Annotated in this window: 12 protein-coding genes; 2 read left to right on the forward strand and 10 right to left on the reverse strand. The window is 58.6% G+C overall.

Annotated features, from left to right (window positions below; all coding sequences use genetic code 11):
* The first annotated feature begins 123 nt into the window (after positions 1 to 123).
* Positions 124 to 495, forward strand: coding sequence for a DUF2756 family protein (locus tag IM265_RS14315; RefSeq protein ID WP_045260950.1), 372 nt, complete (start codon positions 124 to 126; stop codon positions 493 to 495).
* Here IM265_RS14315 and ugpQ read toward each other — a convergent pair.
* The 10 genes from ugpQ to livK form a co-directional block, all read right to left on the reverse strand.
* A complete protein-coding gene (gene ugpQ, locus IM265_RS14320) occupies positions 485 to 1,225 on the reverse strand; it encodes a glycerophosphodiester phosphodiesterase (protein WP_193032035.1) in 741 nt (246 codons plus the stop codon). The two genes, IM265_RS14315 and ugpQ, sit on opposite strands and share 11 nt — an antisense overlap.
* Entirely contained in the window at positions 1,222 to 2,292 is a 1,071-nt protein-coding gene (locus tag IM265_RS14325) for a sn-glycerol-3-phosphate import ATP-binding protein UgpC (RefSeq protein ID WP_048957463.1), read from the reverse strand. The genes ugpQ and IM265_RS14325 overlap by 4 nt, the downstream gene beginning before the upstream one ends.
* A 1-nt stretch (position 2,293) precedes the next feature.
* The gene (ugpE, locus tag IM265_RS14330; protein ID WP_028015153.1) at positions 2,294 to 3,139 is read right to left on the reverse strand and encodes a sn-glycerol-3-phosphate ABC transporter permease UgpE; all 846 of its coding nucleotides are present in this window, start codon (positions 3,137 to 3,139) and stop codon (positions 2,294 to 2,296) included.
* Positions 3,136 to 4,023 (reverse strand): sn-glycerol-3-phosphate ABC transporter permease UgpA, encoded by an 888-nt coding sequence (gene ugpA / locus IM265_RS14335; RefSeq protein WP_023618241.1) that lies wholly within the window; start codon positions 4,021 to 4,023, stop codon positions 3,136 to 3,138. Before ugpA ends, ugpE begins: the two co-directional genes overlap by 4 nt.
* 106 nt (positions 4,024 to 4,129) lie before the next feature.
* Positions 4,130 to 5,446, reverse strand: coding sequence for a sn-glycerol-3-phosphate ABC transporter substrate-binding protein UgpB (gene ugpB, locus IM265_RS14340; RefSeq protein WP_193032037.1), 1,317 nt, complete (start codon positions 5,444 to 5,446; stop codon positions 4,130 to 4,132).
* Between the two features lie 257 nt (positions 5,447 to 5,703).
* The gene (gene livF / locus IM265_RS14345; RefSeq protein ID WP_008500102.1) at positions 5,704 to 6,417 is read right to left on the reverse strand and encodes a high-affinity branched-chain amino acid ABC transporter ATP-binding protein LivF; all 714 of its coding nucleotides are present in this window, start codon (positions 6,415 to 6,417) and stop codon (positions 5,704 to 5,706) included.
* 1 nt (position 6,418) lies between these two features.
* Entirely contained in the window at positions 6,419 to 7,186 is a 768-nt protein-coding gene (gene livG / locus IM265_RS14350) for a high-affinity branched-chain amino acid ABC transporter ATP-binding protein LivG (protein WP_028015149.1), read from the reverse strand.
* Complete coding sequence (locus tag IM265_RS14355) at positions 7,183 to 8,460, reverse strand: high-affinity branched-chain amino acid ABC transporter permease LivM (protein WP_045631383.1); 1,278 nt, start codon at positions 8,458 to 8,460, stop codon at positions 7,183 to 7,185. Before IM265_RS14355 ends, livG begins: the two co-directional genes overlap by 4 nt.
* Positions 8,457 to 9,383, reverse strand: a complete 927-nt coding sequence (gene livH, locus IM265_RS14360) for a high-affinity branched-chain amino acid ABC transporter permease LivH (RefSeq protein WP_028015147.1) — start codon at positions 9,381 to 9,383, stop codon at positions 8,457 to 8,459. The genes IM265_RS14355 and livH overlap by 4 nt, the downstream gene beginning before the upstream one ends.
* 46 nt (positions 9,384 to 9,429) lie before the next feature.
* Positions 9,430 to 10,539, reverse strand: coding sequence for a high-affinity branched-chain amino acid ABC transporter substrate-binding protein LivK (livK, locus tag IM265_RS14365; RefSeq protein ID WP_028015146.1), 1,110 nt, complete (start codon positions 10,537 to 10,539; stop codon positions 9,430 to 9,432).
* A gap of 424 nt (positions 10,540 to 10,963) precedes the next feature.
* Between livK and panM the strand changes: the two genes are divergently transcribed.
* Entirely contained in the window at positions 10,964 to 11,353 is a 390-nt protein-coding gene (panM, locus tag IM265_RS14370; protein ID WP_193032046.1) for an aspartate 1-decarboxylase autocleavage activator PanM, read from the forward strand.
* Positions 11,354 to 11,406: the final 53 nt, after the last annotated feature.

The following is an 11,406-nucleotide window of genomic DNA, read 5'->3' on the forward strand; positions in this document are numbered from 1 at the left end:
TATTGTTCTCCAGGTGAAGGGATCCATATTCCCCGCTTAAGCCTGGTTCACAACTCCTAAAAAATCATCGTCATGGTGAAATCAGGGTAAACTTAAGAGAGGCCTCAAGAGGAGGAAATGACAATGAAACGCTTGATGATTATTGCGGCGCTGATCCCGTTTGCCGCGCTCGCACAGCCACTCAACACCATGAATAACCCGAACCAGCAGGGTTACGTTATCCCGAGCCAGCAGCGCATGCAGACCGAGATGATGAGCCAGCAACAGCAGCAGAAAGGGATGCTCAATCAGCAGCTGAGAACACAGACCCAGATGCAGCAGCAGAGCCTGCAAAACCAGATGAACGCCAACACCCAGCGCGTGCAGCAGGGACAGGTGCGCGAGCAGCCGCTGCCAAATAAAAACGGCGGGATGTTAGGGGGCGGGATGTCGCAAAGCAGCGGTCAGCAGCATATGCTGCCGACCCAGCAGAACGGCAGTATGCTCAATAAATAAATTTCGGGCCGAGCTGGTCAATCGCATCGGTACAGATACTGTCCACGCCCCAGCGCAGCAGCTCGGCTGCGCGCTGGGGTTTGTTAACGGTGTAGACCAGAATATGCAGACCCGCGTCTTTCAGCATTTTCACCCGCGCCTCATCCAGCAGCTTGTGGTTCAGATGGATAGAGACGCAGCCTAAGCGGCCCGTCAGTTCACGCCAGTCCTCACGCCACTCGTCCAGCAGCAGCCCGCGCGGCAGCTCCGGTACAGCTGCCTGTGCGGCCTCCAGCGCGTCGATGTCAAACGACGACAGCAGCGGCGCGGTCATGCCTTCCCACAGCTCGCGCGCGGCAAGGGCAATCACTTTGCCCGTCAGCGGCCCGGTGCCGGTGGTCGGTTTGATTTCGATGTTCGCCATCATGCCATGCTGCCGACAGCGATCGGCCACTTCCGCCAGCAGGGGCAGCGGTTCGCCTTTGAACTCGCCGCTATACCAGCTTCCGGCGTCCACCTTCAGCAGATCGCACCACGGCAGTTCACCCGCCACGCCCCAGCCGTTGCTGGTGCGTTCAAGATTGTCGTCATGCAGCAGGAAAATTTCGCCGTCCTTCGACAGCTTGGCGTCGAACTCGATCATCGTGTGGCCGTAGCGCGCGCCGACATCGATCGCCGCCAGGGTGTTTTCCGGGGCCAGCTTACCGCCGCCACGGTGGGCGACGACGTGGGGATAAGGCCAGTTGCTCATACTCGTTGTCCTGTTTCACCGTCAAAAAGGTGCAGATGGTTTTCCGGCAGGTGGAGCCACAGCGTGCTGCCCGCTTTCGGGCGCTCCTGATGCGCCAGGCGCACCACAATTTTTTGCTCGCCCCAGCGTCCGTGCGCCAGGTTATCTGCACCCAACATCTCCAGCGTGTCCATCACCAGCGGCACGCCGCCGTCCGCCTGAGAGGTTAAACCAATATGCTCGGGGCGGATACCGAGCGTCATCTTACGCCCGGCGTAGCCACGATAGTACCAGTTGATCGGCAGCGCCATCCCGCTTTCCAGTTCAAAGTGGGTGCCCGCGCTGCTGATGCGCCCTTCCAGCAGGTTCATCGCCGGGCTGCCGATAAAGCTCGCCACAAAGCGGGTGGCCGGTTTTTCGTACACTTCCACCGGGGTGCCAATCTGCTCGGCAACGCCTTTGTTCATCACCATTACGCGCTGGGCGAGAGTCATGGCTTCGACCTGATCGTGAGTCACGTACAGAGACGTTGTTTTCAGACGACGGTGCAGTTGCTGCAGCTCAAGGCGCATCTGCACGCGCAGCTTGGCGTCGAGGTTAGACAGCGGCTCGTCGAACAGGAATACCGCCGGGTCACGCACGATAGCGCGCCCCATTGCCACGCGCTGGCGCTGGCCGCCGGAGAGCTCGCGCGGGCGGCGCTTCAGCAGGCCGTCGAGTTCCAGAATGCGGGCGGCTTCTTTCACGCGCTCCTCGATATGGCCTTTGCCCATGCCGCGGATTTTCAGCCCCCAGGCCATGTTCTCTTCCACGCTCATGTGCGGATAGAGGGCGTAGTTCTGAAACACCATCGCGATGCCCCTGTCTTTCGGCTCCATCTCGGTGACGCGCTGGCGGTCAATCCAGATATCCCCCGAGGTCACGCGCTCCAGCCCCGCCACCATGCGCAGCAGCGTGGACTTCCCGCAGCCGGACGGGCCGACCATCACGATAAATTCGCCATCCGCCACGTCGAGCGTCAGCGGCTGAATGACCTGGGTTTTACCGTCCCAGCTTTTGGTAACTGCCTGAAGTTTTAAACCTGCCATCTTATTTCTCGCTATCGACCAGGCCGCGGACAAACGCGCGCTGCATGGCTAAAACAATGACTACGGGTGGGATTAGGGTGAGCAGCATCGCCGCCATCACCTGGTTCCAGAGGGTGGTACCTTCACCGGTGGCAATCATGCCTTTGATGCCCGCCACGGCGGTGCCAAGGTTGACGTCCTGAATAATCAGCAGTGGCCACAGGTACTGGTTCCAGCCGTAGATAAAGGTGATCACAAACAGCGCCGCAAGGTTGGTTTTCGACAGCGGCAGCACGATGTCGCGGAAGAAGCGCATCGGGGAGGCGCCGTCGATGCGCGCGGCCTCAATCAGCTCGTCCGGCAGGGTCATAAAGAACTGGCGGAACAGGAAGGTGGCGGTCGCCGAGGCCATCAGCGGCAGGGTTAAGCCCGCGTAGCTGTCCAGCATCTTCAGGTTGGCGATCACCTCCACCGTCGGGAAGATACGCACCTCCACCGGCAGCATCAGGGTGATAAAAATCATCCAGAAGAACAGGTTACGCAGCGGAAAGCGAAACCAGACGATGGCGAAGGCCGAGAGCATCGACACCGTAATTTTGCCAACCGTAATGCCGAACGCCATGATGAAGCTGTTGAGCATCATCAGCCAGAACGGCGCGCTATTGGCGCCCACGCCCTGGGTCCAGATGGTTTTCATGTTCTCGAAAAGATGCCCGCCCGGGATCAGCGTCATCGGCGTATCGAACACCGCTTTGGTGTCCAGCGTGGCGGCGACAAAGGCCACGTACAGCGGGAACAGGATGACGATAATCCCTAAAATCAGCATGGTATGGCTGAAAATCGTCAGCCCGCGACGGTTCTCAATCATTGGTAGCGCACCTTACTTTCAACATAGCGGAACTGCACCACCGTGAGGATGATGACGAGGAACATCAGCACGACGGACTGGGCGGCAGAAGCAGAGAGATCCAGCCCCGCAAAACCTTCGCGGTAGATCTTGTAAATCAGCGTGGTGGTCGCCTGGACCGGGCCGCCCGCGGTGGCGGCGTCGATCACCGGGAAGGTGTCGAAAAAGGCGTAGACGAGGTTAACCACCAGCAGGAAGAAGCTCACCGGGGCAATCAGCGGCAGGGACAGCCTGAAGAAGCGCCGAATCGGCCCTGCGCCGTCAATCGCGGCGGCCTCCACCAGCGAGCGCGGAATGGACTGCAGCGCGGCAAAGAAAAACAGGAAGTTATAGCTGATCTGCTTCCACACCGAGGCGAACACCACCAGGAACATCGCCTGACCGCTGTTCTGGGCGTGGTTCCAGTCGTAGCCGAACTCTGCCAGGAAGTGAGTAATCAGCCCGCGTCCGGGGTTAAACAGGAAGATCCACAGCACGGCGGCAACGGCGGGGGCCACGGCGTAAGGCAGCAGCATCAGGGTCTGATACAGGCGGCTGCCACGCACCACGTAGTCCACCAGCGCGGCGAAAAACAGCGAGGCAACAAGGCCGCTGACGGTCACCAGCGCGCTGAACTTCATCGTCGTCCAGAAGGAGTCCAGGTAGTAGCTGTCATGGAATAGCGCGGTAAAGTTGTCCAGCCCGACGAACTGGCTGGAGAGCCCGAACGGATCGACGCTTTGTACCGAGTACCACAGCGCTTCGCCCGCAGGCCAGATAAAGAAGATAACGGTGATGACCAGCTGAGGCGCGACCAACAGGTACGGCAGCCAGCGGGAGCGAAACACCGGACGGGATGAGGACATGGAGATTGGGTTCCTGAACAATGCCGGGTGGCGGCTGCGCCTTACCCGGCCTGGATGGGGCACGTCGTAGGCCCGGTAAGCGCAGCGCCACCGGGCGAATCACAGATTACGATTTCGTCGACTGCTCAAAGCGGCGCAGCAGCTGATTCCCACGCTCTACTGCGGAATCCAGCGCCTGCTGTGGCGTTTTCTTCCCGGTCCACACGCTTTCCAGCTCTTCATCCACGATGGTGCGGATCTGCGGCATGTTGCCCAGACGCAGGCCTTTAGTGAACGGCAACGGCGGCTTGTTCAGCATCTGACGCGTCGCGATGTCCGCACCCGGGTTTTTGCTGTAGAAGCCCTGCTCGCGGGTCAGGTCGTACGCGGCTTTGGTGATCGGCAGGTAGCCGGTCTTCTGGTGCCATTCAGCAGCGTTTTCCGGCTTCGCCAGGAAGTCGAGGAATTCGGCGACGCCTTTGTAGGTGCCCTTATCTTTACCCTGCATCACCCACAGGCTCGCCCCGCCGATGATGGCGTTCTGCGGCGCGCCTTTTACGTCGGCGTCGTACGGCATCATGCCCACGCCGTAGTTAAATTTGGCGTAGTGACGAATATCCGCCAGCGAGCCGGACGAGGCGGTGGTAATGGCGCAGTCGCCGTTGTAGAACTTCTCGGTGGATTCGTCTTTACGCCCGAAGTAGCTGAAATCGCCCTTCTTGTTCAGTGCTTCCAGCAGCGCAATGTGCTTCACCTGCTCCGGCTTGTTGAACTCCAGTACCGCGTCGGTGCCGTCGAAGCCATTGTTTTTGGTGGCAACCGGCAGGCCGTGCCAGGCGCTGAAGTTTTCAATCTGGATCCAGCCCTGCCAGCCGCTGGCGTAGCCGCACTTCATCCCCGCCGCTTTCAGCTTCGCGGTGTATTCGGCCAGGTCCTGCCAGGTTTTTGGCGGCTGCTCCGGATCTAAACCGGCTTTTTTGAAGGCGTCTTTGTTGTAGTACAGCACCGGCGTGGAGCTGTTAAACGGCTGGGACAGCAGGTGACCGGTTTTGGAATCGGTATAGTAACCCGCTACGGTCGGCACGAACCGGGATTCATCGAAGTTGATACCCGCCTCTTTGAACACTTCATACACCGGCTTGATAGCTTTGGAGGCCATCATGGTGGCGGTGCCCACTTCATAAACCTGTAACAGTGCAGGCGCGTTGCCGGTACGGAAGGCGGCGATGCCCGCGCTCAGGCTCTGCTCGTAGTTACCTTTGTACACCGGCACAATTTTGTAATCCGGATGGGTGTCGTTGAAACGCTGCGCCAGGGAGTCAACTTCTTTACCCAACTCCCCTTCCATGGAATGCCAGAACGGAATGGTGGTCACAGCCATTGCGTTCGTCGCAAAAGCCAGACCCAGTGCCAGACCCAAAGCTGTGTGTCGTAACGATGTCATTGTCATCTCTCTTATTGTGCCGGATGCGCGATATCACGCGTTTTATGCTCGCGAGGTAACATGACATGCTCGAATGACAGAAAAATAACTGTTTGTTTACAGATAAGTGACAGTAAAAGGTCAGGGGGATGATGGTTGTGTGAAGGGAATTAGGTGCATGATTGGGTGCGGTCTGGTGCCCTCACCCCGGCCCTCTCCCTGTGGGAGAGGGAGAAAACACTAAAAAAAGGCAACTTGCGTTGCCTTTTTGCTTTTATCTACCCGCCTAAATACGCGCTCCGCACCGCTTCGTTCGCCAGCAGCGCGTCGCCGGTGTCTTCCAGCACCACGCGGCCGTTCTCCAGCACGTAGCCACGGTCAGCGAGCTTCAGCGCCTGGTTGGCGTTCTGCTCGACGAGGAAGATGGTCATCCCCTCTTTGCGCAGCTGCTCAATGGTGTCGAAGATCTGCTGGATGATGATCGGTGCCAGACCGAGCGACGGTTCATCCAGAAGCAGCAGACGCGGCTGGCTCATCAGCGCGCGGCCAATCGCCAGCATCTGCTGTTCACCGCCGGACATGGTGCCCGCACGCTGAATGCGGCGCTCCCACAGGCGCGGGAAGAGTTCGTACACCCACTTGATGCGGGTCTGGTATTCATCGCGGTGAGCGAAGAACCCGCCCATCGCCAGGTTCTCTTCCACCGTCATGCGGGAGAAGACGCGGCGCCCTTCCGGGACAATCGCCACCGCCTCACGCATGATTCTGGCGGTCTGCCAGTCGGTAATGTCTTTACCATCGAACACAATCCGCCCGCTGGTGGCGCGCGGGTCACCGCACAGGGTGCCGAGCAGCGTGGTTTTGCCCGCGCCGTTGGCGCCAATCAGGGTGACGATTTCCCCCTGATTGATGTGCAGGCTGACGTCGTGCAGCGCCTGGATCTTGCCGTAGTGCGCATTGACCTTGTCGAACGTTAACATCGCTTTTTCCATCTTATGCCTCACCAAGGTATGCGCGGATCACGTCCGGGTTGTTGCGGATCTCTTCCGGCGTGCCGTTTGCCAGCGGCGTGCCCTGGTTTACCACGTAGATACGGTCCGAAATGCCCATCACCAGCTTCATGTCGTGCTCAATCAGCAGGATGGTGGTGTCGTGATGATCGCGCAGCTCGGCAATCAGCTCGTCCAGCTCTTTGGTCTCTTTCGGGTTGAGGCCCGCCGCCGGTTCGTCGAGCATCAGGATCTCCGGCTGGGTCACCATGCAGCGCACGATCTCCAGTCGACGCTGGTCGCCATAGGCCAGGTTGCTCGCCTGACGGTTGGCGTGCTGCAGCAGGCCGATGCGGTCGAGCCAGGTGGCGGCGCGATCGAGCGCCTCCTCCTGCGCGCGGCGGAAGGCCGGGGTTTTCAGCAGGCCGGAGAACAGGCCGGTTTTCAGCTGCTGATGCTGTGCCACCAGCAGGTTCTCAATCACCGTCATCTCGCGGAACAAACGCACGTGCTGGAAGGTACGTACCACGCCCATGCGGGCAATCTGCTGGCCCGGCAACCCTTCCAGGTGCTGGTCGCGCAGCATGATGGTGCCGCCCGTCGGCTTGTAGAAGCCGGTCAGGCAGTTAAAGACCGTGGTTTTCCCCGCGCCGTTCGGGCCAATCAGGGAGACGATCTCCTTTTTATGCAGGTCCAGGTTCACGTTGTTGACCGCCAGCAGGCCGCCAAAACGCATCATCAGACCGTTTACGGATAATAATGGCTGACTCATGCCTGCTCTCCTTTCGCTTCCACATTCTTAAGCTTCAGCTGTGGACGCGTCATCGGCAGCAGACCCTGCGGACGCCAGATCATCATCAGCACCATCAAACCACCCAGCATCAGCATGCTGTATTCGTTAAAGTCGCGCATCAGCTCGCGAGAGACCACCAGCAGGATAGCCGCGAGGATAACGGCGAACTGCGAGCCCATCCCGCCGAGTACCACAATCGCCAGCACAAAGGCCGATTCGGCAAAGGTGAACGACTCGGGGCTGACGAAGCCCTGACGCGCGGCGAACAACGTGCCGGCGAAACCGGCAAACGCGGCGCTGATGGTGAACGCGGTCAGTTTGATGCGGGTCGGGTTCAGGCCCAGAGAGCGGCAGGCGATCTCATCTTCGCGCAGCGCTTCCCACGCTCGGCCCAGCGGCATGCGCAGCAGGCGGTTGATCACGAATAGGGTGATGACCACCAGCAGCAGCGCCACCAGATAGAGCCAGATCACGCGGTCAGAGGGATCATATTTGATGCCAAAGAAGTTGCTGAAGGTATCCCAGCCGCCTTCGCGGGCGGTACGGCTGAACTCCAGGCCGAAGAAGGTCGGTTTTGGGATCTGGCTGATGCCGTTCGGGCCGCCGGTCACTTCGGTGTTGTTGAGCAGCAGGATACGGACGATTTCACCGAAGCCTAAGGTCACAATCGCCAGGTAGTCACCGCGCAGGCGCAGCACCGGGAAGCCGAGCAGGAAGCCTGCGGCGGCAGAGACCAGTCCCGCCAGCGGCAGGCAGGTCCAGAAGCCCAGGCCGTAATAGTGGTTCAGCAGCGCGAAGGTATACGCGCCGATAGCGTAGAAACCGCCGTAGCCCAGCACCAGCAGGCCGGACAGCCCCACCACCACGTTCAGACCGAGGCCGAGGATCACGTAAATCATGGTCAGGGTGGCGATGTCCACCGTGCCGCGCGACACCATAAACGGCCACGCCACGGCGGCGACCAGCAGCGCCACGAGGAACAGCTTCTGTTTTACCGTTGTACCGTCGATCGCCGGCAGAACGAATTTCGGTCCGGAGACATTTTTCAGCGTTTTCTGGAACAGCGGGCGCAGCAGCTGGAACAGGAACACCACGGCGGTGCCGATAAAGACCCACTGCCAGCGAATATCAGCTGCAGTATCGACAACGAGTTTGGTGCCATTCAGCTCAAGCTGGACGCCCATAAAGACGCTGGCCAGCACGAAGAACATGGCGGCAGACAGCAGCGCCATTGCAAAATGCATCGGTTTCATACTTTCTCTACCTCCGGACGGCCCAGAATACCGGTAGGCATCACCAGCAGAACCAGAATCAGCAGGGCAAACGACACCACGTCTTTATATTCGGTGCTCAGGTACGCCGAGGAGAGCGCTTCCGCCACGCCCAGGATCAGGCCGCCAATCATCGCGCCCGGAATACTGCCGATGCCGCCCAGTACCGCCGCGGTGAAGGCTTTCATCCCGGCCATAAAGCCGATGTACGGGTTAATTACGCCGTAGAACTGGCCGAGCAGCACGCCAGCCACCGCCGCCATCGCCGCGCCAATCACGAAGGTCAGGGCGATTACGCGGTCGGTGTTGATGCCGAGCAGGCTCGCCATCTTCAGGTCTTCCGCACACGCGCGGCAGGCGCGTCCCATGCGGGAGTAGCGGATGAACAGGGTCAGGGCGAGCATGGCGACAAAGGTCACGACCCAGATCACCAGCTGCATCGTGGTAATAGAGGCAGAGAAGTTTTCGCTGGCCCCCACAATCCACTGGCCGTTAAACAGGCTTGGCAGCGCCACGTCGCGCGAACCTTCGGTCAGGCTGACGTAGTTTTGCAGGAAGATCGACATCCCGATCGCGGAAATCAGCGCAATAAGACGCTTGGAGCTGCGCACCGGCCGGTAGGCCACGCGTTCGATGCTCCAGCCGTAGGCGCTGGCGATCACGATCGCGCCAACAAAACCGGCGGCGACCAGCAGCCAGCTGCTGTCGATGCCCATCATCATCAGCGCGGCGATAATCATGAAGGAGACGTAGCTACCGATCATGTACACCTCGCCGTGGGCGAAGTTGATCATGCCGATAATGCCGTAAACCATCGTATAGCCGATGGCGATCAGCGCGTAGGTGCTTCCCAGCGTGACGCCGTTAAACATCTGCTGCAAAAAGTAGAGAAACTGCTCGGACATATGCAAACCTTTTTATACCCGCCCGGTGAGCCGGGCGGTGGGATAATTATTTGGCGACCGAGGACGAACCGTCGGCGTGCCACTTAAAGACACCAAACTCAAATCCCTTCAGATCGCCTTTCTCATCCCAGTTCAGCGGCCCAATCACGGTGTTCGCCCCGTGTGCTTTTAAATCTTTCACCAGATCCAGCGGCTCTTTGCTGCCGGTACGCTCCAGTGCGGTTGCCAGAGACTGCACGGCCGCGTAGGTGATCCAGACGTATGGACCACTCGGATCTTTCTTCTGCGCCTTGAGCGCATCCACGATAGCCTTGTTGGCCGGATCCTGGTCATAGCGTTTTGGCATCGTCACCAGCATGCCTTCGGCAGAATCCCCTGCGATGTTTGACAGGGAGGCGTTGCCCACGCCCTCTGGCCCCATAAACTGGGTTTTCAGACCGGTGGCGCGCGCCTGGCGCAGCATCTGGCCCATTTCCGGGTAGTAGCCGCCGTAGTAGACGAAGTCGATGTTCTCTTTTTGCAGACGGGCGATCAGCGCGGAGAAGTCTTTTTCGCCTGCGGTAATGCCGTCGAAGAAGACGATGTTCGCGCCGCCTTTTTTCAGGCCGTCCTGCACGGAGCGCGCCAGGCCTTCGCCGTACTGCTGCTTGTCATGAATGATGGCGATACGCTGTGGCTTAACGGTTTCGAGGATGTATTTGGCCGCGGTTGGCCCCTGAGAGGAGTCCAGACCGGCGGTACGCATGATGTGCTGGTAGCCGCGCTGGGTCAGCTCAGGGTTGGTGGCGCCCGGAGTGATCATCAAAATACCTTCGTCTTCGTAGATATCGGACGCGGGCTGGGTGGAGGATGAGCACAGGTGGCCGATGACGTACTGAATCCCGTCGTTGACGATTTTGTTGGCGACCGCAACGGCCTGTTTCGGATCGCAGGCGTCGTCATACTCCACGCCTACCAGCTTGTCGCCCTTGATGCCGCCTTTGGCGTTGATGTCTTTGATGGCCTGACGCGCGCCGTTAAACTCCATGTCACCCCACTGGGCAACAGGGCCGGACATCGCACCGACTACCGCAACTTTAATCTCTTCCGCCATGGCCGCATGCGAGATCGCCAGTGCAACCATTCCCGCGATAAATGTCTTCGCGTTCCTTTTCATCTCAGAATCCCCATTCGTGATGTCGTGTTTATATTTTGTTTTATTATGGTTAAAAAGCATTCTGTACTTTTAATGAACAACGCTATTTTTACCAGTGCCTTTAATGGTTTAGCGCAGTTCTTTGTCAAAAACCAGACTAAAATCTCTATTTTTCAGGCGATTAAGGAAAGATAATATTCTGAAATCAGGCAGAGATAAACAAATAAAAGTGCAGTTTGCAGCATAAAATAACGGTACAAAGCGCCGAATAAATCGCTGCCATTCAGGTTAAAATTCTGCTTATTTTTCGATCCATGTGTTTTCACACTGCCCATTGCATTGCTAAAAAACTAATCACCTGATTAATGAGAATAAAAAGAGGAAGCCGCTGAGTGAATAAATTGAGTACACTGCCTCTACTCAATTTGATTTGGACAAGCTGCTAATGAAACTGACTATCGTGCGTCTGGTGACCTTTAGCGACCAGGATCATATCGACCTGGGCAAGATCTGGCCGGAATATTCCCCTTCGTCGCTGCATGTCGACGAGAACCATCGCATTTATGCCGCGCGCTTCAACGAGCGCCTGCTGGCCGCGGTTCGCGTGACCCTGAGCGGCACGGAGGGAGCGCTGGACTCGCTGCGCGTGCGTGACGTGACCCGTCGTCGCGGTGTGGGACAGTATTTAATTGAAGAAGTGATCCGCGAAAACCTGAACGTAAACTCATGGTGGATGGCCGACGTGGGCGTGGAAGACCGCGGCGTGATGGCAGCGTTTATGCAGGCGTTAGGGTTTACGGCGCAGGAGAGCGGGTGGGAGAAGCGTTTGGGATGAATTGTGCGGTGCAGCATGATGCCCTCACCCCGGCCCTCTCCCACTGTACAGTC

The sequence above is a fragment of the Enterobacter cloacae complex sp. P17RS genome, assembly GCF_014895885.1.
In the GTDB taxonomy this organism is placed as follows: Bacteria; Pseudomonadota; Gammaproteobacteria; order Enterobacterales; family Enterobacteriaceae; genus Enterobacter; species Enterobacter bugandensis.

What these genes read in the sequence shown, in the direction of transcription:
- ugpA (WP_023618241.1), bottom strand. Translation starts at nt 4,023, where the DNA reads ATGTCCTCATCCCGTCCGGTGTTTCGCTCCCGCTGGCTGCCGTACCTG.
- ugpE (WP_028015153.1), bottom strand. Translation starts at nt 3,139, where the DNA reads ATGATTGAGAACCGTCGCGGGCTGACGATTTTCAGCCATACCATGCTG.
- livG (WP_028015149.1), bottom strand. Translation starts at nt 7,186, where the DNA reads ATGAGTCAGCCATTATTATCCGTAAACGGTCTGATGATGCGTTTTGGC.
- ugpB (WP_193032037.1), bottom strand. Translation starts at nt 5,446, where the DNA reads ATGACATCGTTACGACACACAGCTTTGGGTCTGGCACTGGGTCTGGCT.
- livF (WP_008500102.1), bottom strand. Translation starts at nt 6,417, where the DNA reads ATGGAAAAAGCGATGTTAACGTTCGACAAGGTCAATGCGCACTACGGC.
- livH (WP_028015147.1), bottom strand. Translation starts at nt 9,383, where the DNA reads ATGTCCGAGCAGTTTCTCTACTTTTTGCAGCAGATGTTTAACGGCGTC.
- ugpQ (WP_193032035.1), bottom strand. Translation starts at nt 1,225, where the DNA reads ATGAGCAACTGGCCTTATCCCCACGTCGTCGCCCACCGTGGCGGCGGT.
- IM265_RS14355 (WP_045631383.1), bottom strand. Translation starts at nt 8,460, where the DNA reads ATGAAACCGATGCATTTTGCAATGGCGCTGCTGTCTGCCGCCATGTTC.
- IM265_RS14315 (WP_045260950.1), top strand. Translation starts at nt 124, where the DNA reads ATGAAACGCTTGATGATTATTGCGGCGCTGATCCCGTTTGCCGCGCTC.
- panM (WP_193032046.1), top strand. Translation starts at nt 10,964, where the DNA reads ATGAAACTGACTATCGTGCGTCTGGTGACCTTTAGCGACCAGGATCAT.
- IM265_RS14325 (WP_048957463.1), bottom strand. Translation starts at nt 2,292, where the DNA reads ATGGCAGGTTTAAAACTTCAGGCAGTTACCAAAAGCTGGGACGGTAAA.
- livK (WP_028015146.1), bottom strand. Translation starts at nt 10,539, where the DNA reads ATGAAAAGGAACGCGAAGACATTTATCGCGGGAATGGTTGCACTGGCG.